The organism is Variovorax sp. GW823-FHT04F07, from assembly GCF_058795995.1.
Window position 1 is genome coordinate 63,361 of sequence record NZ_JBXAIG010000006.1, and the last position, 24,946, is coordinate 88,306.

The 24,946-nt window shown below is 70.6% G+C and carries 24 protein-coding genes; 16 read left to right on the plus strand and 8 right to left on the minus strand.

Going from position 1 to position 24,946, the window contains the following annotated elements:
- Nucleotides 1-5 precede the first annotated feature (5 nt).
- The 8 genes from AC1RAA_RS24475 to AC1RAA_RS24510 are packed head-to-tail and all read left to right on the plus strand — an operon-like array spanning nucleotide 6 to nucleotide 9,735.
- Nucleotides 6-1,400 carry an acetyl-CoA carboxylase biotin carboxylase subunit gene (locus AC1RAA_RS24475; protein WP_492727893.1) on the plus strand — a complete coding sequence of 465 codons (1,395 nt, stop codon included), beginning with the start codon at nucleotides 6-8 and terminating at the stop codon, nucleotides 1,398-1,400.
- Entirely contained in the window at nucleotides 1,397-2,296 is a 900-nt protein-coding gene (locus tag AC1RAA_RS24480) for a 5-oxoprolinase subunit B family protein (RefSeq protein WP_492727895.1), read from the plus strand. The genes AC1RAA_RS24475 and AC1RAA_RS24480 overlap by 4 nt, the downstream gene beginning before the upstream one ends.
- Entirely contained in the window at nucleotides 2,286-3,263 is a 978-nt protein-coding gene (locus tag AC1RAA_RS24485; protein ID WP_492727897.1) for a 5-oxoprolinase subunit C family protein, read from the plus strand. Before AC1RAA_RS24480 ends, AC1RAA_RS24485 begins: the two co-directional genes overlap by 11 nt.
- A 48-nt stretch (nucleotides 3,264-3,311) precedes the next feature.
- Complete coding sequence (torT, locus tag AC1RAA_RS24490; RefSeq protein ID WP_492727900.1) at nucleotides 3,312-4,394, plus strand: TMAO reductase system periplasmic protein TorT; 1,083 nt, start codon at nucleotides 3,312-3,314, stop codon at nucleotides 4,392-4,394.
- A gap of 7 nt (nucleotides 4,395-4,401) precedes the next feature.
- Nucleotides 4,402-5,910, plus strand: a complete 1,509-nt coding sequence (locus tag AC1RAA_RS24495; protein WP_492727903.1) for a sugar ABC transporter ATP-binding protein — start codon at nucleotides 4,402-4,404, stop codon at nucleotides 5,908-5,910.
- Entirely contained in the window at nucleotides 5,907-6,953 is a 1,047-nt protein-coding gene (locus AC1RAA_RS24500) for an ABC transporter permease (RefSeq protein WP_070062533.1), read from the plus strand. Before AC1RAA_RS24495 ends, AC1RAA_RS24500 begins: the two co-directional genes overlap by 4 nt.
- 34 nt (nucleotides 6,954-6,987) lie before the next feature.
- Nucleotides 6,988-8,259: a 4-aminobutyrate--2-oxoglutarate transaminase gene (gene gabT, locus AC1RAA_RS24505; protein ID WP_492727906.1), complete on the plus strand. Its 1,272-nt coding sequence runs from the start codon at nucleotides 6,988-6,990 to the stop codon at nucleotides 8,257-8,259.
- A 12-nt stretch (nucleotides 8,260-8,271) separates the two neighbouring features.
- Nucleotides 8,272-9,735, plus strand: coding sequence for an NAD-dependent succinate-semialdehyde dehydrogenase (locus AC1RAA_RS24510; protein WP_492727911.1), 1,464 nt, complete (start codon nucleotides 8,272-8,274; stop codon nucleotides 9,733-9,735).
- A 4-nt stretch (nucleotides 9,736-9,739) separates the two neighbouring features.
- Here the strand turns inward: AC1RAA_RS24510 and egtD are convergent, their stop codons facing one another.
- Together egtD and egtB are read right to left on the minus strand one after the other, a co-directional pair.
- A complete protein-coding gene (gene egtD, locus AC1RAA_RS24515) occupies nucleotides 9,740-10,738 on the minus strand; it encodes an L-histidine N(alpha)-methyltransferase (protein WP_492727916.1) in 999 nt (332 codons plus the stop codon).
- Nucleotides 10,739-10,764: 26 nt separating this feature from the next.
- On the minus strand, nucleotides 10,765-12,030 hold the full coding sequence (egtB, locus tag AC1RAA_RS24520; protein WP_492727919.1) for an ergothioneine biosynthesis protein EgtB: 1,266 nt from the start codon (nucleotides 12,028-12,030) through the stop codon (nucleotides 10,765-10,767).
- A gap of 149 nt (nucleotides 12,031-12,179) precedes the next feature.
- Here egtB and AC1RAA_RS24525 point away from each other — a divergent pair, with 149 nt between their 5' ends.
- On the plus strand, nucleotides 12,180-13,526 hold the full coding sequence (locus AC1RAA_RS24525) for an NAD(P)/FAD-dependent oxidoreductase (protein WP_095747680.1): 1,347 nt from the start codon (nucleotides 12,180-12,182) through the stop codon (nucleotides 13,524-13,526).
- A gap of 19 nt (nucleotides 13,527-13,545) precedes the next feature.
- A complete protein-coding gene (locus AC1RAA_RS24530) occupies nucleotides 13,546-13,797 on the plus strand; it encodes a hypothetical protein (protein WP_070062528.1) in 252 nt (83 codons plus the stop codon).
- A 39-nt stretch (nucleotides 13,798-13,836) separates the two neighbouring features.
- Here the strand turns inward: AC1RAA_RS24530 and AC1RAA_RS24535 are convergent, their stop codons facing one another.
- The 3 genes from AC1RAA_RS24535 to AC1RAA_RS24545 form a co-directional block, all read right to left on the minus strand.
- On the minus strand, nucleotides 13,837-15,762 hold the full coding sequence (locus AC1RAA_RS24535) for a PhoX family protein (protein ID WP_492727922.1): 1,926 nt from the start codon (nucleotides 15,760-15,762) through the stop codon (nucleotides 13,837-13,839).
- Between the two features lie 60 nt (nucleotides 15,763-15,822).
- Complete coding sequence (locus AC1RAA_RS24540) at nucleotides 15,823-16,401, minus strand: thermonuclease family protein (RefSeq protein ID WP_082818193.1); 579 nt, start codon at nucleotides 16,399-16,401, stop codon at nucleotides 15,823-15,825.
- A gap of 96 nt (nucleotides 16,402-16,497) precedes the next feature.
- Nucleotides 16,498-17,529, minus strand: coding sequence for a LacI family DNA-binding transcriptional regulator (locus tag AC1RAA_RS24545; protein ID WP_492727924.1), 1,032 nt, complete (start codon nucleotides 17,527-17,529; stop codon nucleotides 16,498-16,500).
- 130 nt (nucleotides 17,530-17,659) lie between these two features.
- On the opposite strand from AC1RAA_RS24545, the gene AC1RAA_RS24550 reads away from it, so the two are divergent.
- The 6 genes from AC1RAA_RS24550 to AC1RAA_RS24575 are packed head-to-tail and all read left to right on the plus strand — an operon-like array spanning nucleotide 17,660 to nucleotide 22,648.
- On the plus strand, nucleotides 17,660-18,526 hold the full coding sequence (locus AC1RAA_RS24550) for a dioxygenase family protein (RefSeq protein WP_070062525.1): 867 nt from the start codon (nucleotides 17,660-17,662) through the stop codon (nucleotides 18,524-18,526).
- Between the two features lie 22 nt (nucleotides 18,527-18,548).
- Nucleotides 18,549-19,319, plus strand: a complete 771-nt coding sequence (locus AC1RAA_RS24555; RefSeq protein WP_492727927.1) for an SDR family NAD(P)-dependent oxidoreductase — start codon at nucleotides 18,549-18,551, stop codon at nucleotides 19,317-19,319.
- Entirely contained in the window at nucleotides 19,316-20,224 is a 909-nt protein-coding gene (locus AC1RAA_RS24560; protein WP_062482144.1) for a beta-keto acid cleavage family enzyme, read from the plus strand. Before AC1RAA_RS24555 ends, AC1RAA_RS24560 begins: the two co-directional genes overlap by 4 nt.
- On the plus strand, nucleotides 20,221-21,225 hold the full coding sequence (locus AC1RAA_RS24565) for a quinone oxidoreductase family protein (RefSeq protein ID WP_492727929.1): 1,005 nt from the start codon (nucleotides 20,221-20,223) through the stop codon (nucleotides 21,223-21,225). Before AC1RAA_RS24560 ends, AC1RAA_RS24565 begins: the two co-directional genes overlap by 4 nt.
- A gap of 18 nt (nucleotides 21,226-21,243) precedes the next feature.
- Nucleotides 21,244-21,600 carry a cupin domain-containing protein gene (locus AC1RAA_RS24570; RefSeq protein WP_492727931.1) on the plus strand — a complete coding sequence of 119 codons (357 nt, stop codon included), beginning with the start codon at nucleotides 21,244-21,246 and terminating at the stop codon, nucleotides 21,598-21,600.
- Nucleotides 21,601-21,658: 58 nt separating this feature from the next.
- On the plus strand, nucleotides 21,659-22,648 hold the full coding sequence (locus AC1RAA_RS24575; RefSeq protein WP_492727933.1) for a Bug family tripartite tricarboxylate transporter substrate binding protein: 990 nt from the start codon (nucleotides 21,659-21,661) through the stop codon (nucleotides 22,646-22,648).
- A 2-nt stretch (nucleotides 22,649-22,650) separates the two neighbouring features.
- On the opposite strand, the gene AC1RAA_RS24580 is transcribed toward AC1RAA_RS24575, so the two are convergent.
- Genes AC1RAA_RS24580 through AC1RAA_RS24590 form a run of 3 tightly spaced genes read right to left on the minus strand, consistent with a single transcriptional unit; the run spans nucleotide 22,651 to nucleotide 24,934 of the window.
- Nucleotides 22,651-23,013: a DUF3325 domain-containing protein gene (locus AC1RAA_RS24580; protein WP_492727935.1), complete on the minus strand. Its 363-nt coding sequence runs from the start codon at nucleotides 23,011-23,013 to the stop codon at nucleotides 22,651-22,653.
- Nucleotides 23,010-24,635, minus strand: a complete 1,626-nt coding sequence (locus AC1RAA_RS24585) for a PepSY-associated TM helix domain-containing protein (RefSeq protein ID WP_492727937.1) — start codon at nucleotides 24,633-24,635, stop codon at nucleotides 23,010-23,012. Before AC1RAA_RS24585 ends, AC1RAA_RS24580 begins: the two co-directional genes overlap by 4 nt.
- The gene (locus AC1RAA_RS24590) at nucleotides 24,632-24,934 is read right to left on the minus strand and encodes a DUF3649 domain-containing protein (protein ID WP_139705706.1); all 303 of its coding nucleotides are present in this window, start codon (nucleotides 24,932-24,934) and stop codon (nucleotides 24,632-24,634) included. Before AC1RAA_RS24590 ends, AC1RAA_RS24585 begins: the two co-directional genes overlap by 4 nt.
- Nucleotides 24,935-24,946 lie beyond the last annotated feature (12 nt).

The following is a 24,946-nucleotide window of genomic DNA, read 5'->3' on the forward strand; positions in this document are numbered from 1 at the left end:
CGCCCATGACCGCCGCATTCGACACACTGCTGGTCGCCAACCGGGGCGAGATCGCGGTGCGCATCATCCGCGCCGCCAAAGAGCTGGGGCTGAAGACCGTCGCCGTCTACAGCGACGCCGACGCGCAGAGCCTGGCCGTGCGCATGGCTGACCAGGCCGTGCGCATCGGCCCGGCGCACGCCACCAAAAGCTACCTGAGCATCGACGCCATCCTGCAGGCCGCCGCCGACAGCGGCGCCGGCGCGGTGCACCCGGGCTACGGTTTTCTTTCGGAGAACGCCGCGTTCGCCGAGCGCGTCGAGGCCGCGGGCCTGGTGTTCGTGGGCCCGACGCCGCATGCGATCCGCACCATGGGCGACAAGGCCGCGGCGCGCGCCGCCGCCCTGCGCGCCGGCGTGCCCACCGTGCCCGGCAGCGCGGGCGTGGTAACCGACCCCGACACCGCCGTCGAAGTGGCCAAGGACATCGGCTACCCGATCATGATCAAGGCCTCGGCCGGCGGCGGCGGGCGCGGCATCCGCGTGGCGCACGACGAGGCCGAGCTGCGCCAGCAGTTCGCCACCGCCACCGCCGAAGCGCAGGCGGCCTTCGGCAATGGCGAGGTGTACCTCGAACGCTTCATCCGCCAGGCGCGCCACATCGAGGTGCAGATCCTGGGCGACGGCGAGCGCGTGGTGCACTGCTTCGAGCGCGAATGCTCGCTGCAGCGGCGCCGCCAGAAGGTGTGGGAAGAAGCACCCTCGGCCGCCATCAGCGAGGCCACACGCGCCGCGCTGTGCGAATCGGCACTGCGGCTCGCACGCGCCGTGGCCTACCGCGGCGCGGGCACGCTCGAGTACCTGTACGACGACGACACGCGCGAGTTCTTCTTCATCGAGATGAACACGCGCATCCAGGTCGAGCACCCGATCACCGAGATGGTCACCGGCGTCGACCTCGTGAAGGAAATGCTGCGCATCGCGCTGGGCCAGCCGATGCGCCTGCAGCAGGACGACATCCGCCTGACCGGCGCGGCCATCGAGGTGCGCATCAACGCCGAGAACGCGGCGAAGAACTTCATGCCAAGCCCCGGCCTCGTGTCGCAGCTCGTGGTGCCGGGCGGCCCGGGCGTGCGCTTCGACACCTTCCTATTTCCCGGCTACACCGTGCCCGCGTACTACGACTCGCTGCTCGGCAAGCTCATCGTGCACGACACCGACCGCGCCAGTGCCCTGGCCCGCATGCGCCGTGCGCTCGACGAGTTGCAAGTCGAAGGTATCCACACGACGATCCCGCTGCACCGTGCGCTGTGCGAGGACGCGGATGTCGCCAAGGCCGAGTTCCACACCGGCTTTCTCGAAACCTGGCTCGCGGCGAATCCACTCGCCGACGCGCCGTCCATGTTGAAGGTGGCCGCATGACCGCTGCAAACACCCTCCCCGCGCAAGCCCGCTACAGCTTCGGCGGCGACGAGCACCTGTTCGTCGAGATCAGCGAAGAGATGTCGCTGCCCGCCTTCTTCAAGGGCATGGCGATCTGCAACGAGCTGCGCCGCCGCGCGCTGCCGGGCGTGACCGAGATCTGCCCGGCCAACGCCGCCTACCTCGTGCGCTTCGACCCCGACACGATCGCGCCCGACACGCTGCTCGCCACGCTGAAGGACATCGAAGCGAGTCTGGGCGACGCCGACCTGCAGATGCAGACGCGCATCGTCGAGATTCCCGTGCTCTACAACGACCCGTGGACGCACGAGACGCTGATGCGTTTTCGCGAGCGTCACCAGGACCCGTCGAGCACCGACATCGAGTACGCGGCGCGCATCAACGGCCACGCCTCGGTCGAGGCCTTCATCGAGGCGCACTCGTCGGCGCCGTGGTTCGTTTCGATGGTCGGTTTCGTGGCCGGCCTGCCCTTCCTGTTCCAGATGGTCGAGCGCCAGCGCCAGATCCAGGTGCCCAAGTACCTGAGCCCGCGCACCGACACGCCCAAGCTCACGCTGGGCCACGGCGGCTGCTTCAGCTGCATCTACTCGGTGCGCGGCGCCGGCGGCTACCAGATGTTCGGCGTCACGCCCGCACCGATCTTCGACCCCGCCCAGCGGCTGTCGTACCTCAAGGACCTGATGGTGTTCTTCCAGCCCGGCGACATCGTCAAGTGGAAGCCCATCGACCGCGCCGAGTACGACCGCCAGGTCGCGCAGGTCGAGGCCGGCACCTACGCGCTGCGCATCGCGCCGGTGTCGTTCTCGCTCAACGAATTTTTGGCCGACCCCGACGGCTACAACCAACAGCTCCTGAAGGTGCTCCATGGCGATTGAAGTCCTCAAGCCCGGCCTCGCGACCAGCGTGCAGGACGCCGGCCGCCCCGGCTACTACCACCTGGGCATTCCGCTGTCGGGCGCGCTCGACCAGCAAAGCCTGGTGCTCGCGAACCTGCTGGTGGGCAACGACGAAGGCGCGGCCGTCATCGAAAGCACGCTGCTCGGGCCTGAACTGCAGTTCGACGCACCCGCGCTGGTGGCCGTGACCGGCGCCGACGCGAAGATCAAGCTCAACGGCAACGAGATGCCGCGCAATGAATCCTTCACGGTGCAGGCCGGCGACAAACTGAGCTTCGACTTCATGAAGCTCGGCGCGCGCATGTGCATCGCCGTGGCCGGCGGCATCGACGTGCCGGTGGTGCTGGGCAGCCGCTCGACCTACGGCCTGGGCGCCTTCGGCGGCTTCAATGGCCGCAAGCTGCTGGCCGGCGACAAGCTCCCCGTGGGCACGCCTTCGGCCAACGCCCGCGCCGGCCGCACGGTCGATGCCGCGCTGCTGCCAGTGCTCGAAAAAGAAGTGGCCCTGCGCGTGCTGCCGGGCATCTACTTCCATCGCCTGCAGGAGGTGTCGGTGCAAAGCTTCTTCGCCGACACCTGGACCGTCGGCTCCGAGGCCGACCGCATCGGCTACCGCTACAAGCACGGCACGCCGCTGAAGTTCCAGGACCGCACGCCGCCCTTCGGCGCGGGCGACGACCCGTCGAACATCGTCGATGCGGGCTACCCGTACGGCTCCATCCAGGTGCCGGGCGGGCGCGAGCCGATCATCCTGCACCGCGATGCGGTGTCGGGCGGCGGCTACGCGATGGTCGGCACGGTCATCAGCGCCGACATGGACCTCATCGCCCAGATGCAGCCCAACCACAAGGCGCGCTTCGTCGAGGTCGACATGGCGCAGGCGCTCGAAGCCCGCGCCGAACGCCGACGACGGCTCGATCGCCTGCGGGCCGCACTCGCGGCCTGACGCGTTCCCTCCCCCTTTTCTTCACCGCTGTCACCCAAGGAGTTCTTCATGAACAGCTCGCCCCTGCGCGTTTCATTGATCGCCGCTTCGCTCGCCACCGCCCTGGCGTGGCACGCCCCGGCCTCGGCCGCCGACTGGTTTCCCTACAAGGCCGAGGCCACCGAGCCCGCCTTCTCGGCCGAGGGCACGAAGAAACCCATCGACTACACGCCGCTGGCCAAGGCGTCGAAGAAGTGGGACATCTGCGTGTCGTTCCCGCACATGAAGGACGCCTACTGGCTCGGCGTGGACTACGGCGTGATCGAAGAGGCGCGTCGCCTGGGCGTGAAGCTGCAGGTGGTCGACGCGGGCGGCTACACCAACCTGGGCAAGCAGGTCTCGCAGATCGAGGACTGCGTTGCGCGCGGCGCCAACGCGGTGGTCATCGGCGCGATCTCGGGCGACGGGCTCAACAACGTCATCAAGGCCACGGCCGCCAAGAAGGTGCCGGTGATCGACCTGGTCAACGGCATCAGCTCGCCCGACCTGTCGGCCAAGTCGCTCGTTTCGTTCTACACGATGGGTCAGTCGACCGGCGAGTACCTCGCCAAGAAGCACCCGACCGGTTCGCCGCCGGTGAAGGTCGGCTGGTTCCCCGGCCCGGCCGGCGCGGGCTGGGTCGAGGCCGCGCACAAGGGCTTCATGGAAGCGATCAAAGGCAGCGCCGTGACGGTGCTCGACCCCAAGTACGGCGACACCGGCAAGGAGGCGCAGGCCAAGCTGGTCGAAGACGTGCTGCAGGGCAACCCCGACCTCGCCTACGTGGCCGGCACCGCCGTGACGGCCGAGGCCGCCACCGGCATCCTGCGCGCGCGCAACCTCGACAAGAAGGTGCAGGTGCTCTCGTTCTACATGACGCCGGGCGTCTACGAAGGCATCCAGAAGGGCCGCATCGTGGCCGCGCCGGCCGACTCGATGGTGATCCAGGGCCGCATCGCGGTCGACCAGGCCGTGCGCCTGCTCGAGAACAAGGACGTGGTGAAGCACGTCGGCCCGAAGATCTTCGTGGTCGACGCCGGCAACATCAAGACCGTAAAGCAGGCCGACATCCTGCCGCCGACCGGCTTCAAGCCGGTGTTCGAGGTCAAGTAGGCCGGCCATGGCTCCCGTGCTGCTGCAGACCCTCGGCCTGGGCAAACGCTACCCCGGCGTGCTCGCGCTCGATGCGATGGACTTCGAGCTGCGCGCCGGCGAGGTGCACGTGCTGTTCGGCGAGAACGGCGCCGGCAAGTCGACGCTGATCTCGCTGCTGGCCGGCGCCAACGTGCCGACCGCGGGCGAGATCCGCATGCACGGCGCGCCGGTGAAGTTCACCAACGTGCACGACGCGCGGCGCCACGGCATCAGCGCGGTGTTCCAGGAGTTCTCGCTGATCCCCACGCTGTCGGTGGCGCAGAACCTGAGCCTGGGCGAGGAGCCGTGCCAAGGCGGCCTGCTCGACCGCGCGGCGGTGCGCGAACGCGCCCGCACGATGCTGGCCGACCTGGGCTTCGAGATCGATGTCGATGCGCCCGTGGCGGGCCTCACGCGCGCGCAGCAGCAGATGGTGGAGATCGCCAAGGGCCTGCGCGGCGAGGTGTCGGTGCTGATCCTCGACGAACCCACCGCCTCGCTCACCGACACCGAGACGCAGCGCCTGTTCGAACTGGTGGCGCGGCTGAAGGCACGCGGCGTGGGCATCGTCTACATCTCGCACCGCATGCAGGAGATCGCGCAGATCGCCGACCGCATCACAGTGCTGCGCGACGGCCGCAAGGTCACGACGGTGGACGCGCATGCGACCAGCGCCGACCGGCTCATCGAGCTGATGAGCGGGCGCGCCATCGACAACATCTACCCACGCATCACCGCCAATCCCGGCGAGGTGGTGCTGCAGGTCGACGGGCTGGCCTCGCCGAACGGCGTGCGCCACGCCAGCCTCATGGTGCGGCGCGGCGAAGTGGTCGGGCTGGCCGGACTGGTCGGCTGCGGCAAGTCGGAGCTGTTCCGCGCGATCTACGGGCTCGACCCCGTGAGCGAAGGCCGCGTGCTCTTCAAGGGCCAACCGCGCACCGGCGCGACGGTGCGCCAGCTGCTCGACGACGGCCTCTTCTACCTGCCGCCCGACCGCAAGGGCGAAGGGCTGGTGCTCGGCTTCACCTCGCGCGCCAACATCACGCTGCCGCTGGTGCACGGGCCGCTGCGCGGTCGCGGCGGCTGGCTGCGCAAGCGCCTCGGGCGCCGGCTTTCGACGACGGCCGCCGAGCGCGTCGAGCTTGCGCCGCGCAACCTCGAACGGCCCGTGGGCCTGCTCTCGGGCGGCAACCAGCAGAAGGTGCTGTTCGGCAAGGGCATGACGCGCGACGCCGCGCTCTACGTGTTCGACGAGCCCACGGTCGGCGTCGACGTCGGCACGCGCAGCGCGCTGTACGAGGTGATCCGCAAGCTCTGCGAAGGCGGCGCCGCGGTGGTCGTGATCTCGTCCGACCTGCCCGAGGTGCTGCACCTGAGCCACCGCGTGTACGTGATGTGCCGCGGCGAGATCGCCGGCGAGCTGCACGGCGACGCCATCCAGGAAACCGCCGTGCTCAACCTGTTTTTCGGCCCCAGCGAGAACCCCTCCTCATGACTTCGCCTTCCCTCACCGCCGCCCCCGCGGCTCCCACGCCCGGCCTGGCCGGGCGCGCCCTCGGCCTGCTGCGCAGCCTCTTCTTGCGACTGGGCGTGCTGCCCTTCATGCTGGTGATCGCCTGCGTGGTGTTCGCCACGCTGTCCGACCAGTTCCTCACGGTGCAGAACCTCGTGAACCTGCTGCGCCAGTCGGTCTACCTCATCCTCGTGTCGCTGGGCCAGATGCTGGCGCTGGTCACCGGCGGCTTCGACCTCTCGGTGGGCACGGTGATGGCGATCACCTCGGTGGTCTCGGCGCTCGCCATGCAGGCGCTGGGCGCGGCCTTTCCCGACGCGGCCTGGATGGTGGTGCTCGTGGGCTGCGCCTGCGGGATGCTGGCCGGGCTGGTGGTGGGCCTGGTCAACGGCTTCGGCGTGGCGGTGATCGGCGTGTCGCCCTTCATCGTGACGCTGGGCGTGCAGTCGATCGGCTTCGGCTTTGCGCTGTTCCTCACGGGCGGCGTGCCGGTGTCGGGCATGCCGGCGCAGTTCAGCGAGCTGTTCGGTTTCGGCACCGTGCTCGGCGTGCCGGTGCCGATCCTCGTCACGGCCGTGTGCGTGGCCGGCATGGGCGTGCTCATGGGCCGCCTGCCGACCGGCACGCACCTGCTCGCGGTGGGCGGCAACGCCAAGGCCGCGGCACTGTCGGGCATCGACACGCGCCGCGTGCTGCTCATGGCCTATCTGCTGTGCGCGGGCCTGGCGGCGGTGAGCGGCCTGCTGCTGACGGCGCGCGTGGAAACCGGCGAGGCCAACCTCGGCGGCACCGTGGCGCTCGAATCGATTGCCGCCTGCGTGATCGCCGGCGTGAGCCTGCGCGGCGGCATCGGCCGCGTGCCCAACGTGGTGATGGGCGCGATCTTCATCGGCCTGGTGCAGAACGGCATGAACCTGGCCAGCGTGGGCTCGTACCTGCAGATGGTGGTGCTGGGCGCCCTGCTGATCGTGGCCGTGGTCGCCGACCAGATCCGCCATCGCATGGTGGCACCGGGCAGCCACTGAGCGCCCCCAAATACAAGCAACAAAGGAATCTCTCATGACATCCAAGACCAACGCCGCCATCGACGCGCGCCGCATCGCCGCCACGCCGCGCGGCGTCGGCATCGGCTTTCCCATCTACGCAGAGCGCGCGCTCAACGCCGAGCTGTGGGACGTCGAAGGCCGGCGCTACATCGACTTCGGCTCGGGCATCGCGGTGCTCAACACCGGCCACCGGCATCCGCGCGTGGTGGAGGCGATCCGCACGCAGCTTGATCGCTTCACCCACACGGCCTACCAAGTGGTGCCGTACGAAAGCGTGGTGTCGCTGGCCGAGCGCCTGAACCGCCTCACGCCCGGCACCCACGCCAAGAAGACCGCCTTCTTCACGACCGGCGCCGAGGCGGTCGAGAACGCGATCAAGATCGCGCGCGCCGCCACGCGCCGGCCCGGCGTGATCGCGCTGGGCGGCGGCTTTCACGGCCGCACCTTCATGGGCATGGCGCTCACGGGCAAGGTGGTGCCGTACAAGACCGGCTTCGGGCCCTTCCCCGGCAGCATCTTCCACGTGCCCGCGCCGATCGCGCTGCACGGCGTGTCGGTGGACGATTCGCTGCGCGCCATCGACAAGCTGTTCAAGGCCGACATCGAGCCCGAGCAGGTGGCGGCCATCATCCTGGAGCCGGTGCAGGGCGAAGGCGGCTTCTACGCCGCGCCGCCCGCCTTCATGCGCGCGCTGCGCGAGATCTGCGACCGCCACGGCATCCTGCTGATCGCCGACGAGATCCAGACCGGCTTCGCGCGCACCGGCAAGTGGTTTGCCATGGACCATCACGACGTGGTGCCCGACCTCATGACCATGGCCAAGAGCCTGGCCGGCGGCACGCCGCTGTCGGCCGTGTGCGGGCGCGCCGAGATCATGGACGCGCCCGCGCCCGGCGGCCTCGGCGGCACCTACGCCGCCAACGCGCTGGCCATTGCGGCGGCGCATGCGGTGCTCGACGTGATCGAGGCCGAACGCCTGTGCGAGCGCGCGCAGGTGCTGGGCGACCGGCTCAAGGCGCGCCTCGAAGGGCTGCGCGCGAAGGTGCCGCAGATCGCGGACGTGCGCGGCCTGGGCGCGATGGTGGCGGTCGAGTTCGCGGGCGCCGACGGCGCGCCCGACCCCGCGTTCACGAAGCAGGTGCAAACCCGAGCGCGCGACGCGGGTTTGCTGCTGCTGACTTGCGGCGTGCACGCCAATGTGGTCCGCTTCCTGTTCCCCCTGACCATCGAAGACGCGGTGCTCGGCGAAGGCCTCGACATCCTCGCCGCCGCATTGCAAGCCTGAGACAAACCACCCATGCCACTGAAACTCCAAGACCCGACCCTGCTGCGCCAGCAGGCCTGCATCGCCGGCGCCTGGGTGAATGCCGACAACGGCACCACCGTCGCCGTCACCAACCCCGCCACCGGCGAGCAGATCGGCACCGTGCCCATGTGCGGCACCGAGGAAACCGTGCGCGCCATCGCCGCCGCCGAGAAGGCGCAGAAGGCCTGGGCCAGGGTGCCCGCCAAGGAACGCTCGGCCATCCTGCGCAAGCTCAACGACCTGATGCTCGCGAACGTGGACGACCTCGCGCTCATCATGACCACCGAGCAGGGCAAGCCCCTGGCCGAGAGCCGCGGCGAGATCGCCTATGCCGCCTCGTTCATCGAGTGGTTCGCCGAGGAAGCGCGCCGCGTGTACGGCGACACCATTCCCGCGCCGCAGGCCGACCGCCGCATCCTGGCGCTGAAGCAGCCCGTGGGCGTCACCGCCGCCATCACGCCCTGGAACTTTCCCACCGCCATGCTCACGCGCAAGGCCGGGCCCGCGCTCGCGGCCGGTTGCGCCATGGTCGTGAAGCCGGCCACGCAGACGCCGTTCTCGGCGCTGGCCTTTGCCGTGCTGGCCGAACGCGCGGGCGTGCCCAAGGGCCTGCTGTCGGTGCTCACCGGCTCGGCCAGCCAGATCGGCGGCGAGATGACGCGCAGCCCCATCGTGCGCAAGCTCACCTTCACCGGCTCGACCGAGGTGGGCCGCACGCTCATGAAGCAGTCGGCCGACACGATCAAGAAGCTGTCGCTCGAACTCGGCGGCAACGCGCCCTTCATCGTGTTCGACGATGCCGATGTGGATGCCGCCGTCGAAGGCGCGATGGTCTCCAAGTACCGCAACACCGGCCAGACCTGCGTGTGCGCCAACCGCCTCTACGTGCAGCGCGGCGTGCTCGAGGCCTTCACGCAGAAGCTCGTGGCCAAAGTCAACGCACTGAAGGTCGGCAACGGCACCGAGGCCGGCGTCAACCAGGGCCCGCTGATCGACGCCAAGGCGGTCGAGAAGATCGAGGAGCACGTGGCCGACGCCGTCGCCAAGGGCGGCACCGTGCTCGCGGGCGGCAAGCGCCATGCGCTGGGCGGCCTGTTCTACGAGCCGACCGTGATCGGCGGCGCCACGCCCGACATGCTGTTCGCGCGTGAGGAAACCTTCGGCCCGCTGGCGCCGATCTTCGCGTTCGACACCGAGGCCGAGGCCATCGCCGCGGCCAACGACACCGAGTTCGGGCTGGCCGCGTACTTCTACAGCCGCGACATCGGCCGCATCATGCGCGTGGCCGAGGCGCTCGAATCGGGCATCGTGGGCGTGAACACCGGGCTGGTGTCGACGGCCGAAGCGCCGTTCGGCGGCGTCAAGCAATCGGGGCTGGGGCGCGAGGGCTCGAAGTACGGGCTCGACGACTTCCTCGAAGTGAAGTACGTGTGCCTGGCGGGGCTGGACAGCTAGCGAATCAGCTCAGCAGCCAGTGCACGCTGAACAGCCGCTCGGGGTCGGTCCACACCGCCCCGACGCGGAAGCCCGCGCGCACCGCCAGGGCCTGCAGGCCCTCGACGGTGAACTTGTGCGAGTACTCGGTGTGCAGGGTCTCGCCTTCCTCGAAGGAGAAACGCTCGCCGCGCAGCTGCACGCTCTGCGCGCGCCGGCTCACGAGGTGCATCTCGATGCGGCGCATCGGTGCGTTGTAGAAGGCCGCGTGCGAGAAGCCGTCGAGGTCGAAGTCGGCCGACAGCTCGGCGTTCGCGCGCCGCAGCAGGTTGAGGTTGAACGCCGCCGTCACGCCCTGTGCGTCGTTGTAGGCCGCGTGCAGCCGGCCGGGGTCTTTCACCAGGTCGACGCCGATCAGCAGGCCGCCGCCGCGCAGCATGCGCGCCGCGAGCTGCAGGAACGCCAGCGCCTCGTCGGGCTCGAAGTTGCCGATGGTCGAGCCGGGGAAGAAGCCCACGCGCCGGCCCGCCCCGGCCATGGGCGCGGGCAGCACGAGCGGCATGGTGTAGTCGGCCGCGATGGGCTGCACGGCCAGCGCCGGGTAGTCGGCCTTCAGGCGTGCCGCAGCGGCTTCGAGGTGCTCGCCCGAGATGTCGATCGGCAAATAGCGCTTGGGTGATTCGAGCGCGTCGAGCAGCAGCCGCACCTTGGTGAGCGAGCCAGCGCCGAACTCGACGATCTCGGCGTTCGGCCCGATCTGCGCGGCGATCTCGCCGGCGCAGGCGCCAAGGATGCCCAGCTCGGTGCGCGTGGGGTAGTACTCGGGCAGCTCGCAGATGCGGTCGAACAGCTGTGAGCCGGCCACGTCGTAGAAGAACTTGGGCGAGATGTGGCGCGGCGTGCGCGCCAGGCCGGCCTGCATGGCGCGGCCGAACTCGGACCACGGGGCGGTGTCGGGCGGGGTCGCGGCTTCCTGTCGTTGCAGGTGGCTGGCGAGGGCGAACGGGGCGGTGGGATTGCGCATGGTGCTCGGCTCCATCGAGGTGTCGGTCAAAGGTCTTTCGCGAGCCGCAGCCCCGAGAACTGCCAGCGTGCCGCCGGCGGAAAGAAATTGCGGTAGCTCGACCGCGTGTGGCCGGCCGGCGTGGCCACGCTGCCACCGCGCAGCACCAGCTGGCCCACCATGAACTTGCCGTTGTATTCGGCCGCGATGCCCGGCAGCGGACGAAAGCCCGGGTACGGGTCGTACGAAGAACGCGTCCACTGCCAGACGTGGCCACTCATCTGCGCGATGCCGGGCGCGTCGAAGGCGGCCTCCCATTCGAACTCGGTGGGCAGCCGCGCGCCGGCCCATTCGGCGTACGCGGCGGCCTCGTAGAAGCTCAGCTGGGACACGGGCGCGTCGGCCTCCATCGGCCGCACGCCGTGCAGGCCGAACACCTGCCAGCCGCCGGGCGCGGCAGGGCCGCCGCCGGCGCCGAGGGTGGCGATGCGCGGGTCGTCGGCCTCGAGCCAGTAGGCGGGGTGGCGCCAGCCCTGGGCCTGCACCGTGGCCCAGCCGTCGGACAGCCACAGCTCGGGCCGCCGGTAGCCGCCGTCGGCGATGAACTGCGCGTAGTCGCCGCAGTTCACCAGCCGGTCGGCGATGGCGTAGGGGCGCAGCAAGGTGGCGTGACGTGGCGTCTCGTTGTCGAAGCAGAAGCCCTCGCCCGCATGCCCGACCTCGACCGTGCCGCCCGGCTGTTCCAGCCAGCGCACCTCGGCCGGCACGGCGGCCAGCCGCCGCGCGGGGCCGCTCGCGGGCTTGTACGCCGGCAGCAGCGGGTTGCACGACAGCGCATGCAGGATGTCGGTGAGCAGCAGCTCCTGGTGCTGCTGCTCGTGGTTCAGCCCGAGCGCGACGATGGCCTCGATGACCGCCCAGTCGAGCGCCTCCGGCGCCGCCAGCAGCGCGAGCACCGCCTCGTCGACATGGCGGCGGTAGGCATGCACCTCATCGAGCGACGGCCGCGTGAGCAGCCCACGCTGCGGCCGCGGGTGGCGCGGGCCGAGCGCCTCGTAGTAGGAGTTGAAGAGGTAATGAAAACGCGCATCGAAGGGTCGGTACCCCGCCGCATGCGGCTGCAGCAGCACGGTCTCGAAGAACCACGTCGTGTGCGCCAGGTGCCACTTGGTCGGGCTGGCGTCGGGCATCGACTGGATGCATTGGTCCTCGGCGGACAGCGGCGCGGCCAGCGCCAGGCTGGCGGCGCGCACCGTGCGGAATTGCTCGCGCAAGGCGCTCGCCACGGGGGCGATCGGCCGGGAAAACGTCATGGTGTCTCCAGTCGGGTGAGCCAGAAGTTTTAGCCCATACCGGCGACAAAGGCACGTAGGACAAGACGCCGCCGCCGCGCCGCCGCAGGAGCCCGTCCTGCGCGCAAGCGGCCCCGGAACGCCCCGGCCCGCTGCGTATGATCCGGGCGATGCAAACCCCCTCTCCTTCGGCCAGGCCCCACGTTGTCATCATCGGCTGCGGTTTCGGCGGACTCGAGGCAGCGCGCAAGCTGCAGCGGGCCGACGTCGATGTGACGGTGATCGACAAGACCAACCACCACCTGTTCCAGCCCCTGCTGTACCAGGTTGCGACCGCCGGGCTCGCGGCGCCGTCGATCGCGGCGCCGGTGCGCGCCCTGTTCCGCAAGCAGGCCAACGTGACCACGCTGCTGGCCGAGGTGACGGGCATCGACCCGGCCGCGCGCACGGTGCAACTGGCCGACGGCAGCCAGGTGGCCTACGACCACCTGATCGTGGCGGCCGGCGCCACGCACAGCTATTTCGGGCACGACGAGTGGGCGCCCGCCGCGCCGGGCCTGAAGACGCTGGCCGACGCCTTCGAGATCCGCCGCCGCGTGCTGATGTCCTTCGAGACGGCCGAGACCACCGCCGACCCCGAGCGCCGCCGCGCGCTGCTCACCTTCGTGGTGATCGGCGCCGGGCCGACCGGTGTCGAGATGGCCGGCACGCTGGCCGAGATCGCCAAGCACACGCTCGCGGGCGAGTTCCGCCGCATCGACCCCGGCAGCGCGCAGGTGCTGCTGGTCGAGGGCGGCCCGCGCGTGCTGCAGGCCATGCCCGAGAGCCTGAGCCAGAAGGCGCTCGAACAACTGGAACGGCTCGGCGTGGAGGTGCGGCTGAACGCGCGCGTCACCGCCATCGACAACGCCGGCCTCGAAGTGCAGACCGGCGGCGGCCCCGACGGCGCGCCGCTGCAGAGCTACCGCATTCCCAGCAGCTGCGTGGTGTGGGCGGCCGGTGTCGCGGCCTCGCCGCTGGGGCGGCTGCTCGGCAGCGCCACGGGCGTCGAGTGCGACCGCGCGGGCCGCATCAAGGTCGAGCCCGACCTGAGCCTGGCCGGCCACCCCGAGATCAGCGTGGTGGGCGACCTGGCCGCCGCCATGAGCCACGCGCCCGGCAAGCCGCCCAAGCCGGTGCCCGGTGTGTCGCCCGGCGCCAAGCAGGCCGGCCGCGCGGCGGCGGCGAACATCCTGCGCCGCCTGGCGGGCCAACCCACGGTGCCGTTCCGCTACGCCGACTACGGCAACCTGGCCACCATCGGGCGCAACTCGGCCGTGGTCGACCTGGGCACGCCCTTCGGCCCGCTGCGCTTCAGCGGCCGGCCCGCATGGCTGTTCTGGCTGTTCGCGCACGCGTACTTCCTCATCGGTTTCCGCAACCGCGTGGTCGTGATGTGGGACTGGGCCAGCGCCTACTGGAGCTTCCAGCGCAACGCGCGCGTGGTGGCCGACGTGCAGGGCCGCAGCGAGTCGTAAGCACTTCCCACGCCGCGCGATGACGTTGCTCTGGTGGGTCGTCTTTCATGCGCTCGATGCGCTGTTCTGGCTCTGGATCCTGCGCTGGGGCGGCGCGGCCTGGCTCGAAGGCACCTTCCTCTCGGGCTTTCTCGTGAGCATCTTCGCGCCGCGCTGGGGCGCCGAGGGCCTGCGCATGTTCGCGCTGCTGATGCTGGTCGTGTGCGCGATCAGCTTCGTCTGGGGCCTGCTCATGCCCGAGATGCGCTGCTGGTACTCGGGCCACTGCTGAAGGCCCGAGGGCGCCCCGCGAGGCGCCCCCTTGGCTGCGTCAGCTGCCGATCACCCCGCCGTCGATCTTCGTGATGACCACGGTCGCCGAGCGCGGCCGGCCTGCGCCGTCGGGCCACTTCGACACGGCGAGCGGGCGCTCGGGGTCGCTGCGCTCGTTGGCCGGCTCGCCCGGGTGCTGGATGTTGATGAACAGCGTGCGCAGGTCGGGCGTGGCCGTGAGGCCGGTGATCTCGCAGCCGGCCGGGCCGAGCAGGAAGCGGCGGATCTCGCCCTTGGTCGGGTCGCAGGCCAGCATCTGGTTGTTGGGCAGGTTGGTGTAGTCGCCCTTGCCGAGCGTGGAGGTCGACACGTCGGTCTGGATCCACAGCACGCCGCGCGCATCGACCATCAGGCCGTCGGGGCTGCCGAAGGCGTCGCCCTTGACGTTGCCCTGCGCCTCGTAGCGCGTCTGCTTCGGGTCGCCCGCGAGCACGAGGTGGTTCCAGGCGAACTTCGTGGCGTCGAGGTCGCCGCTTTCCTTCCAGCGGATGATCTGGCCCATCGTGTTGTTGGAGCGCGGGTTGGCCGCGTCCATGAAGGGCTGGCCCGGCGCGCCGCGGTTGCTGTTGTTGGTGAGCGTGCAGTAGACCTCCTTCGTCAGCGGATCGACGGTGGTCCACTCGGGGCGGTCCATCTTCGTGGCGCCGAGGAGGTCGCTGGCCTGGCGCGACTTGATGAGCACGTCGCCCTGCGTGGCGAAGCCCTTGTCGGCCACCAGCCCGTTCTTGCCCTGCACCAGTGGCAACCATTCGCCCGTGCCGTCGACGTCGAAGCGGCCCACGTAGAGCGTGCCGTGGTCGAGCAGGTCGCGGTTGGCGGCGGCGCCGCCGGGGCGCACCTTGTCGCGGCTCACGAACTTGTAGATGTATTCGAAGCGCGAGTCCTCGCCCATGTAGACCACGGCGCGGCCGTCGTCGGTGAGCGCCACGGCCGCGCCTTCGTGCGCGGCGCGGCCCAGTGCGGTGCGCTTGCGCGGCGTCGAGCTCGGGTCTTGCGGATCGATCTCGACCACCCAGCCGTAGCGGTTCGATTCGTTCGGGTGCTTGGCGACGTCGAAGCGCTCTTCGTGCTCGTGCCAGCGGTACTTGGCGCCGTTGCCCTTCTTGAGGCCCCAGCGCTTCTGGTGCGCGTCGGGCGTGGCGGTGCCCTCGAAGTAGTCGGCGAAGTTTTCCTCGCAGGTCAGGTAGGTGCCCCACGGCGTCTGGCCGTTGGCGCAGTTGTTGAAGGTGCCGAGCACCTGCGTGCCCGAGGGGTCGCCCGCCGTGCGCAGCATCGGGTGGCCGGCCGCGGGGCCGGTGAGCGTCATCGGCGTGAGCGCGGTGATGCGGCGCGCGAAACGCGAGGGCAGCACCTGCTGCCAGGCCGCGCCGTCGCGCTGCAGCTCGATCACCGACACGCCGTGCGCATGCATCGACTTGCGCACCTTCGCGGCGCTCCAGGTCTTCATGCCGTCGGTGTGCAGCAGGCCGTCGTCCACGTACTCGTGGTTCAGCACCAGCAGGCCGCGGTTCGATCCGTCCAGCGGAAAGAAGGCCATGCCGTCGTGGTGCATGCCGGCCTGCAGCGCCTGGTCGTCGGCGGAGTCGGAAGCGTCGGTCTTGAAGGCGGGCATGCGGCCCGCGATGCCGGTGGGGTCGCCCCAGCGGTAGATCACCTGCGTGCGGTAGCCCTCGGGCACGACCACCTGGTCGACCGCCGCCATGGGCACGCTCTTGAAACCGATGGCGCGGCCCAGGCCGCTCACTGCGCTATTGCTACTGCCGCTGCCCGTGCTGGCACAGCCGGCCAGCGGACCGAACAGGCCCGCCACGGCCGCCGCGAGGCCGCCGCGCACGAAGACCCGCCGCTGCGGATCGGACACGTCGTGGATGGTAGGGTTTCCGGAGGGGTTCGAGTCCTCCATGCGCGCGAAGTCTTTGGCCATGTCCTGGGGGTCCGTGGGAATCGTGGGAACCCGCGATGCTCCCGCGCGCCCATGAAGCCGTCATGACAGGGGTTCGAAGCGCACGTCGCCCCAAGGCTGCGAGCTACCGCCGTGGTTGCTGTTGTTGTTGCGCGGCTGCTCCCGCCGTTCGCGCCGCCAGTCCCAGGGCGGCGTCGGCGCGGTGTCGGCCCACAGGCCGATGTGCTGCGCGCGCGCCGCGGCCTCGAGGCGGAACAGGTCGCCACCGCGCTTCTTCGCGATGCCGTGGTAGTCGTACACCCAGGCCCAGCCCTCGGCCACCAGGCGGCGGCCGGCGTCTTCGCCGTTGCAGCGCACGTCGGCCACGGTGCGGCCGTAGCGGTCGGTGTCGCGCTCGGTGATGACGGCCTTCTCGGCGTAGCACAGGCGACTCAGCGCCTGGCGGCTGCGCTGGCCGTAGGGCTGCGCCTTCTCGGGCGCGTCGATGGCGGCGATGCGCACCTTGACCTGTTCATAGGCACCGCTGCGGCCGCAGCGCGCGGTGAGCGTGTCGCCGTCGCTCACGCCCACGACGAGGCAGGTGCGGGGCGACGCGGCGTGGGTCAGCAGCGGGAGGAAAAGACCGAGGGAAAGAAGCAGGAAGACGGGACGAAAGCGCATGCGAAAAGGAAGCGGAACACGGGGCCGGGAATGGCCGACGATTCTCGGCGCGAAGTGTGCGCACCGCCCTTCGGATGCATTTGTTTTCGTCTTCGCTCAGCGCGCGGCCGGCGCGGCCGTCGACTTGCGCACCACCAGCTCCGGGCGCAGCACCACGGTGGAGGCCGACAGCGCCTGCCCGTCGATCTCCTCGAACAGCATCTCGGCCGCGCGCCAGCCGAGTTCGCGGTGCGGCAGGCGGATGGTGGTGAGCGGCGGATCGACCATGTCGACCAGCGGCATGTCGTTGTGGCCGGTGATGGAGATGTCTTTCGGCACGCGCAGGCCGGCCTCGCGCAGCGCGTCGTAGGCGCCCAGCGCCACGAGGTCGTTGCAACACACCACGGCCTGCGGCGCGGCGCCGGCCGCGAGCATCTGCTTCATCGCGGCCGCGCCCGCCTCGCGGCTGTAGCTGGCGCACTCGACGATGCGCGCCGGCTTCATGCGGTGGTCGCGCAGCGCCTGCTCCACGCCCAGCAAACGGCCCACGCCGGTGGGGATGGTCTGCGGCCCCGCCAGGTGCGCGATGCGCTTGTGGCCCAGGCCCACGAGGTGATCGACCGCGAGCTTCATCGCCAGCCGGTCGTCGCTCACCACGGCGGGCAGGCGGCCGGTCTCGTCGGCGCGGTTGACCAGCACCGCGGTCATGCCGGCCTTGGCGACGAAGTCGACCAGCGGGTCGTCGCGCGTGGCGGTGGCCAGGATCACGCCGTCCACGCGCTGCGCCAGCATGCGCTCGAGCACCGGCCGCGCGAGCGCCGGATCGACCACGTTGGTGACGAACACGAAGTAGCCGCGCGCGGCCGCGCTGGCCTCGATGCCCTGCAGGATCGGCGGGAACACCGCGTTCGTGATGTCGGGCACCAGCACGCCGATGGTGTGGGTGCGGCCCGTGCGCAGCGCCGAGGCCGCGCGGTTGGGCCGGTAGCCCAGGCGCTGCGCGGCCTCCTCGACCACGCGCAGCACCTCGTCGCTGATCAGCGAGCGCTTCTCGGGGCTGAGCGCGCGCGACACGGTCGACACATGCACCCCGGCGGCACGGGCGACGTCGCGGATGGTGACTGGGCTGGAAGAGGGATGGGTGCTCATTGGTGCAAACGATTGTTGGTCATCCGAAGCGCCACGGTTGGCGAATTCCCATTCTGGCATCCCGGATACCCGCCATTTTACTTTTGGGGAATCTGCCTTAAGATTATGCAAACGATTGCAAGGATTGCAGATGAACATCGCCACCTCCCCCGATTCGGTGCTCGGCTTTGCGCTCGACGCCATGCAACGCACCCCCGACCCGCGCCTGCGCACCGTGATGGACGCGCTCACGCGCCACCTGCACGCCTTCGTCCAGGAGGTGAAGCTGACCGAGGAAGAGTTCGAGCAGGCGCTCGAATTCATCGTCGCCATCGGCCACGCCACGGGCGAGACCAAGAACGAGGTGGTGCTGGCGGCCGACATCCTGGGCGTGTCCACCGTGGTGGCGCTGCAGAACAACCAGGACCCGCACGGCGAATCGCCGGCCGCGCTGCTGGGCCCCTTCTGGCGCGCCAACTCGCCGGCCTGCGCGGCGGGCGAAAGCATCGCGCGCTCGGGCACGCCCGGCACGCCGCTGGAGGTGACCGGCACGGTGCGCGATGTGGGCGGGCAGCCGATGGCCGATGTCACGGTCGACGTGTGGCAGGCCTCGCCGGTCGGGCTCTACGAGAACCAGGACCCGGAGCAGGACGACATGAACCTGCGCGGGCGCTTCACCACCGACGCGCAAGGCCGCTTTCATTTCCGCAGCGTGCGCCCCGCCGGCTACCCGGTGCCCACCGACGGGCCCTGCGGCGTGCTGCTGCGCGCGCAGCAACGCCACCCCAACCGGCCCGCGCACCTGCACTTCATGCTGAGCAAGCCGGGCCACAAGGTGCTGGTCACGCAGGTGTTCGCCGACGACGACGAGAACCTGGAGAGCGACCCGACCTTCGGCGTGACGCGCCAGCTCATCGGCCGCTTCGCGCTCGCGCCTGATGGACAGCGCGCCACGCTGCAGTACGACTTTCAGCTCGAGCCCGGCGAGATGAAGTTCCCCCGCCCACCGATCCCCTGATTCCCCAACTTCGCTTCATCCCATGAGCTTCGACCCCCAATCCCGACTCCACGGCAAGATCGCCGTCATCACCGGCGGCCTCGGCGCCATCGGCTATGCCACGGCCACGCGGCTGGCCGCGCTGGGCGCCACCTGCGTGCTGCTGCACCGCGGTGGCGACGACAACAACGCCGCCGCGCGCGCCGCCGCCCTGCCCTCGGACAGCGGCCAGCGCCACGGCGCGATCCGCGCCGACATCGTCGACACGCCGAGCCTGCAAGCCGCCGCCGCCGAGGTGAAGGCCGCGCACGGGCGATGCGACATCCTGGTCAACAGCGCGGGCCACACGCAGCCCGTGCCGGCCGGCGACCTCGACGCGCTGACCGACGACCTCATCGACGACCTGCTGCGCGCCAACTTCCGCGGCGTGTTCGCCACCATCCGCGCCTTCGCGCCGATGCTCAAGGCCACCGGCGACGGGCTGGTGGTCAACATCTCGTCCATCGCCGGCTTCACGGGCGTGGGCAGCAACCTCGCGTACGTCGCGGCCAAGGCCGGGCTCGACGTGGTGGGCGACGCGCTGGCCAAAGCGCTGGCGCCGGCGGTGCGCGTGGTGTCGGTGTCGCCGGGCGCGGTCGAGTCGGGCTTCGTGCCCGGGCGCGGCGCCGAGTTCGCCGACAAGATGGCCAGCACCACGCCGCTGGGACGCATCGGAAAGCCCGACGACGTGGCGGCCACCGTGGAGGCGCTGGCCACCACGCTGCGCTTCGTCACCGGCACACGCATCGTGGTCGACGGAGGGCGCCACCTGTGAACAACGCGAAGACGCTCATCACCTGCGCCGTCACGGGCAACCTCGTGAAGCCCGAGCAGACGCCGCACCTGCCGATCACGCCGGTGCAGATCGCCGACGAATGCCTGGCCGCCGCCGAAGCTGGCGCGGCGCAGGTGCACATCCACGTGCGCCACCCCGAAACGGGCAAGCCCTCGATGGAGGTCGATCTGTACCGCGAGGTGGTCGATCGCATCCGCCGCGAGAACCGCGAGTTGATCGTGAACCTCACGACCGGGCCGGGCGGGCGCTTCATTCCGAGCGAGGACGACCCGAAGATCGCCGCGCCCGGCACCACGCTGCTGCCGCCCGAAAAGCGCGTGGAGCACATCGCGCTGATCCGGCCCGACGTGTGCTCGCTCGACCTCAACACCATGAACTCCGGCCCTGACGTGGTGATCAACACGCCGAAGAACGTGCGCCGCATGGCGAAGGTGATGCGCGAGGCCGGCGTGAAGCCCGAGCTGGAGATCTTCGACTCGGGCGACATCCACCTGGCGCTGGACCTCATCGCCGACGGCACGCTCGACGGGCCCGCCATGTGGACCTTCGTGCTCGGCGTGAAGTACGGCTTCGCGCCCACGCCCGAGACGCTGCTCTATGCGCGCAACCTGCTGCCGCGCGGCGCCTTCTGGAGCGCCTTCGGCATCGGCCGCACGGAGTTCCCGATCGTCGCGCAGTCGTGGCTGCTGGGCGGCCACGTGCGCGTGGGCATGGAAGACAACATCTACCTCGAGAAAGGCGTGCTGGCCGAAAGCAACGCGCAGCTCGTGGCGAAGGCGCGCGACATCCTGCGCAGCCTGGGCGGCGAGGTCGCCAACCCGCGCGAGGCCCGCGCGATGCTGGGGCTGGCCGACACCCGCGCCGTTCAGGGAGCCGCACGATGAGCGCCGTCACCCACGAACTTCAAGAACCCCGCGCCCTGCGCGTGAACGGCAAGGCCGCCAACCTCGAGGCGCTGCGCCTGGAGGCCGCGCCGCAGCCCGAGCCCGTGGCGCCGCCCGGCCATGCCGTGGTGCGCGTGGCCGCCGCCGCCGTGAACCCGAGCGACGTGAAGGCCGCGCTGGGCCTCATGCCGCAGGCCACCTGGCCGCGCACGCCGGGCCGCGACTTCGCGGGCACCGTGGTGAACGGCCCTTCGGAATGGGTCGGCCGCGAGGTCTACGGCTCGGGCGGCGATGTCGGCATCACGCGCGACGGCTCGCATGCGCGCTACCTCGTGCTGCCCGAAGCAGCGCTGCGCGCCAAGCCGAAGGGCATCTCGATGGACGAGGCCGGCGCGGTGGGCGTGCCCTTCGTCACGGCCTACGAGGGCTTCCGGCGCAGCGGCATGCCGCAGGCGGGCCAGACGGTGCTGGTGCTGGGCGCCAACGGCAAGGTCGGGCAGGCGGCGGTGCAGCTGGCCGCGCAGGCCGGCGCGCGCGTGATCGCGGTGCAGCGCGGCCCCGGGCCCTTCGCGGGGGTCGCGAGCGCGCCGGTCGACGTGGTCGATGCGCGCCACCACGCCGACGTGGGCGCGCAGGTGCGCGAGCTCACCGACGGACGCGGCGCGCACATCGTCTACAACACCGTGGGCAGCGCCTACTTCGAGGCCGCCAACAAGGCGATGGCCAAGGGGGCCACGCAGATCTTCATCGCCACGCACGACCGCGCGGTGCCCTTCGACATCTTCGCGTTCTACCGCGGCATGCACACCTACGTGGGCATCGACTCGCTGGCGATGGACTGCGTGGCCTCCACCGCGCAACTCGACGCGATGCGCGAAGGCTTCGAGCGCGGCACGCTGAAGCCCTTTCCCGTGGCACGCCACTTCGCGCTCGACGAAGCGATCGACGCCTACCGGCTGGTGCTGTCGGGCAGCACCGACCGTGTCGTGCTGCGCCCCTGAACCCCGAGGACACCCACCATGCATGTGACCCGTTTCAGCGAGGCGCCGCACTACGAGGCGCCCAACCACTTCGACATGCGCTGCCTGCGCCTGCAGGGCAAGGAGGCCGGCCCCTCGGCGCAGATGTGGATGGGCATGAGCCAGATCCTGCCCGGCGGCCGCACCGGGCTGGACGGCTCGCCGATGGAAAAGCTCTACCTCGTGCTCGAGGGCGAGCTGCACGTCGTCGGCGAACTCGACGGCGCGCACCAGGAAGACGTGCTCCAGCCCTACGACAGCTGCCGCTTCGCGCCCGGCGAGAAGCGCCAGCTCGAGAACCGCAGCAACCGCCCGGTGCTGGTGGCGCTGGTGATGGCGAACGCACCGCCCGCCTGACGCGCTCCTTTCCCAGTCATTCATCGCTCACACCAACCAATCAACGGAGACAAGACGCATGAAGAAGACATTCCCCTGGAGCCGCCGACAGGCACTCACGATCGCCGCGGCACTCGCGGCCTGCACGCTCGGCGGCGCCCATGCACAAGGCGCGTGGCCGGGCACGCAGCCGATCAAGCTGGTCGTGCCCTTCACGGCAGGCAGCGGCACCGACATCGTCGCGCGCCTGGTCGCCGAAAAGCTCGGGCCCGCGCTGGGCACCAGCGTGATCGTGGACAACCGCCCCGGCGCGGGCGGCACGCTGGGCGCGGCCATCGCCGCCAAGGCGCCGGCCGACGGCTACACGCTGCTGGTGCATTCGGCCGGCCATCTCGTGAACCCGTGGATCTACAAGGGCCTGTCGTACGACACGCTGAAGGACTTCACGGGCGTGACGCCGATGGCCAGCCTGCCCAACGTGCTGGTGACCTCGCCGTCGCACTTCACCGACGTGAAAGACCTCGTGGCCAAGGCGAAGGCCAAGCCCGGCGGGCTGAACTACGGCTCCGCGGGCAACGGCTCGGCCACGCACATGAACGCCGAGGTGTTCCGCCTCGCGGCCGGCATCGATGCGCAGCATGTGCCCTTTCGCGGCACGCCCGAAGCCATGACCGAGGTGATGGCCGGGCGCGTCGACTGGTTCTTCGCGCCGATGGTGTCGGCGCTGCCGCTGATCAAGAGCGGCAAGCTCAAGGCACTGGCCGTGGGCACCGCCGGCCGCTCGTCCGCCCTGCCCGATGCGCCCACCACCGTGGAGGCCGGCGTGCCGGGCTCGGCCTACCTGTTCTGGGTCGGCCTGTTCGCGCCCGCCAAAACGCCGCAGCCCGTGGTGGACCGGCTGCAGGCCGAGGTCGCGAAGATCATGGTCGCGCCCGAGCTGAAGGAACGGCTGGAGAAACTCGGCGCCGAACCTTTCACCATGCCCTCCGCGCAGTTCAACAAGTTCATTGCCGACGAGACCGCGAAGGCGCAGCAGGTGGTCAAGGCCGCGGCCATCAAGGTGGACTGACCTCAGCGCAGCAGCGCCGCCAGCACCGGCGCCAGCCCCGCTCCACCGGCCACGGCGGCAGCACCGGCGCCCCACGCCACGGCGCGTGGGCGGTACGGCAACAGCAGCGCCACCGGCAACGCACCCGCCGACAGGAAGCCCAGCCACGCGACCGTCCCGACCGTGGGGCCCCACGCCATCACGCAGGGCACGACGGCCGCGGCCAGCAGCACCATGCCGATCGCGCGCAAGCCCGTGCGCCGGCGCGCGGGCACTTCGCGTCCGCGCGTCAGCTGCTCGTGGTGCCGGTCCATGGCAAAGCTCAGGCACGCCATGCCCGCATACGCCAGCGCAAGGCCAAGCCACGAAGCCCATGCCGTCGTCATCGCGCCGCCTTTCGCAGCAGATGGCGCAGCGCGCCCAGCGCCGCAAACCCGAAGGCCACGACACCCAGTTCGACCCCGAGGCTTTCCCAATCGCTGCGCAGGAACTGCGCCAGCAAGTGATCGCCCGTGGTCACGAAGTTGAGCACCGGCAACAGCAGACACAGCGCAGCCAGCGCACCGAGCTGCTCGCGCCACGCGCGCGCCGGCGGGCGCACGAAGGCATGCACCAGCGCCAGCGCCCACAGCGCGAAGAAGACCTGCAGTTCGCGGTCCGCGCGCTGCCCGATGCCGACCGGCACCAGCCGGTTGGCCCACAGGTAGCCCACGCAGGCGATCGCCAGCCCGGCGATGGCCGCGACGTTCAGCGCCTCGACCAGCCGGTAGACCCGCGCGGTCGCGCCACCGAACTCGCCCAGGTGCTTCTGGCGGCGCTTCACGATGAACAGCACGGCGCCCGAACCCATCATCGCGGTGCCCGCGAGCCCGCACAGGAAGTAGAGCCACTTCATCGGCCAGCCGCCGAAGGTGACCATGTGCAGCCCGCCCATGGCCGACTGCGCGAGCATGGCGGCCCCTCCGTCCGCGGCGCCCGGCAGGCGCACGCGCTGCACCTCGCCGGTGGCGGCCGAGAACTGCACCATGCCGGTGGTGGCGCTGAGCCGGCGCGCGGATTCGTCGTCGCCGTTCCATCCGTACACGCCGATGCGCGCCCCCGCGTCGCCCGGGTGGTCGATGACGACCGCGCGCACCGGCTGGCCCATGCGTTCCTGGCCGCGCGCCGCGAAGGGTTCGAGCACGGGCACGGGCATCGCGCGGCCGGTGGCGGCGGGCTTGTCGCTGTCGCCCAGCTCGGACACGAAGCGCACCTGCGCCTGCGGGCCGGTGCCGTAGTGCAAGACCTTGGGGGCCGGCATGAAGCTGGTGCCCGAGATCACGAGGCCGGTGTAGGCGATCATGAACTGGAAGGGCAGCGTCAGCACCGCCACGGCGTTGTGCGCGTCGAGCCAGCTGCGCTGGCCTTTCTTGGGACGGAAGGTGAAGAAGTCCTTGAAGATGCGCTTGTGCGTGATGACGCCCGACACCAGCGCCACCAGCATCGCCATCGCGGCGATGCCGACGATCCACAGGCCGACAGTGCCGGCGTGCAGCTCGTAGTGGAAATCGACGAAGTGATGGCCGCCGAGCGTGGCGCGCGCCGCGTGGCCGCCGTCTTCCTTCAACGGCTTGCCGGTGGCGGGGTCGAGCGCGACGCCCGCGTACTGGCGGTTGGCGTCGAACCAGAACACCCGCAGCTCGCCGCCGCCCTGCGCGTCCGAAGGCCACAGCTCCCACATCGAGGCGCCCGCGTGGTGCTCGGCCATGTAGGCCATGCCCCAGGCCAGGCGCTGCGCGCGGTCGGCCGTGGGCTCGCCCTTCTCCTTCTTGGCTGCAGCGGCGGCTTCCTCGGCGTGGTGCTCCGGGGTCATCCAGTGGGTGATGGGCTCGTCGAACACGGCCAGCGTGCCGGTGAGGAACACCGCGAACAGCAGCCACGAGAACCACAGGCCGCACCAGGTGTGCAGCCAGGCCTGGGCCTGGCGGAAGCCGCCCTGCGACGGCGCCTTGGTTTTCTTCGTGCTCATGCGCCGCCTCCCGCGCCGCGCAATGCCAGGCCGAGCCCGGCCAGCACCACGGCGGGCAGCAGCAGGCCGGCCCAGGCGCGCGGCAGCGACACGGGCGCAAAGGCCCAGATCACGGCGACGGTGTAGACCGCGAAGCTGAACTGCATGCCCCCGAGCGCGGCCTCGGCGGGGCCGGCCGGCAGCACGGCGGCCAGGAAGACGGCGGCGGCCGAGGCCAGCGCGTAGCCGCCAAGCACGGCGGCCGCGACGCGGGACAGCAGCCGCAGGGCGGGAGAAAAAGAGGAGGTGCGGGTGTTCATCGGGGACCGGAA

Bases quoted from the DNA above. Each gene is read 5' to 3' on its own strand.
- AC1RAA_RS24475 (WP_492727893.1), top strand. From the start codon at position 6: ATGACCGCCGCATTCGACACACTGCTGGTCGCCAACCGGGGCGAGATC.
- AC1RAA_RS24480 (WP_492727895.1), top strand. From the start codon at position 1,397: ATGACCGCTGCAAACACCCTCCCCGCGCAAGCCCGCTACAGCTTCGGC.
- AC1RAA_RS24485 (WP_492727897.1), top strand. From the start codon at position 2,286: ATGGCGATTGAAGTCCTCAAGCCCGGCCTCGCGACCAGCGTGCAGGAC.
- torT (WP_492727900.1), top strand. From the start codon at position 3,312: ATGAACAGCTCGCCCCTGCGCGTTTCATTGATCGCCGCTTCGCTCGCC.
- AC1RAA_RS24495 (WP_492727903.1), top strand. From the start codon at position 4,402: ATGGCTCCCGTGCTGCTGCAGACCCTCGGCCTGGGCAAACGCTACCCC.
- AC1RAA_RS24500 (WP_070062533.1), top strand. From the start codon at position 5,907: ATGACTTCGCCTTCCCTCACCGCCGCCCCCGCGGCTCCCACGCCCGGC.
- gabT (WP_492727906.1), top strand. From the start codon at position 6,988: ATGACATCCAAGACCAACGCCGCCATCGACGCGCGCCGCATCGCCGCC.
- AC1RAA_RS24510 (WP_492727911.1), top strand. From the start codon at position 8,272: ATGCCACTGAAACTCCAAGACCCGACCCTGCTGCGCCAGCAGGCCTGC.
- egtD (WP_492727916.1), bottom strand. From the start codon at position 10,738: ATGCGCAATCCCACCGCCCCGTTCGCCCTCGCCAGCCACCTGCAACGA.
- egtB (WP_492727919.1), bottom strand. From the start codon at position 12,030: ATGACGTTTTCCCGGCCGATCGCCCCCGTGGCGAGCGCCTTGCGCGAG.
- AC1RAA_RS24525 (WP_095747680.1), top strand. From the start codon at position 12,180: ATGCAAACCCCCTCTCCTTCGGCCAGGCCCCACGTTGTCATCATCGGC.
- AC1RAA_RS24530 (WP_070062528.1), top strand. From the start codon at position 13,546: ATGACGTTGCTCTGGTGGGTCGTCTTTCATGCGCTCGATGCGCTGTTC.
- AC1RAA_RS24535 (WP_492727922.1), bottom strand. From the start codon at position 15,762: ATGGCCAAAGACTTCGCGCGCATGGAGGACTCGAACCCCTCCGGAAAC.
- AC1RAA_RS24540 (WP_082818193.1), bottom strand. From the start codon at position 16,401: ATGCGCTTTCGTCCCGTCTTCCTGCTTCTTTCCCTCGGTCTTTTCCTC.
- AC1RAA_RS24545 (WP_492727924.1), bottom strand. From the start codon at position 17,529: ATGAGCACCCATCCCTCTTCCAGCCCAGTCACCATCCGCGACGTCGCC.
- AC1RAA_RS24550 (WP_070062525.1), top strand. From the start codon at position 17,660: ATGAACATCGCCACCTCCCCCGATTCGGTGCTCGGCTTTGCGCTCGAC.
- AC1RAA_RS24555 (WP_492727927.1), top strand. From the start codon at position 18,549: ATGAGCTTCGACCCCCAATCCCGACTCCACGGCAAGATCGCCGTCATC.
- AC1RAA_RS24565 (WP_492727929.1), top strand. From the start codon at position 20,221: ATGAGCGCCGTCACCCACGAACTTCAAGAACCCCGCGCCCTGCGCGTG.
- AC1RAA_RS24570 (WP_492727931.1), top strand. From the start codon at position 21,244: ATGCATGTGACCCGTTTCAGCGAGGCGCCGCACTACGAGGCGCCCAAC.
- AC1RAA_RS24575 (WP_492727933.1), top strand. From the start codon at position 21,659: ATGAAGAAGACATTCCCCTGGAGCCGCCGACAGGCACTCACGATCGCC.
- AC1RAA_RS24580 (WP_492727935.1), bottom strand. From the start codon at position 23,013: ATGACGACGGCATGGGCTTCGTGGCTTGGCCTTGCGCTGGCGTATGCG.
- AC1RAA_RS24585 (WP_492727937.1), bottom strand. From the start codon at position 24,635: ATGAGCACGAAGAAAACCAAGGCGCCGTCGCAGGGCGGCTTCCGCCAG.
- AC1RAA_RS24590 (WP_139705706.1), bottom strand. From the start codon at position 24,934: ATGAACACCCGCACCTCCTCTTTTTCTCCCGCCCTGCGGCTGCTGTCC.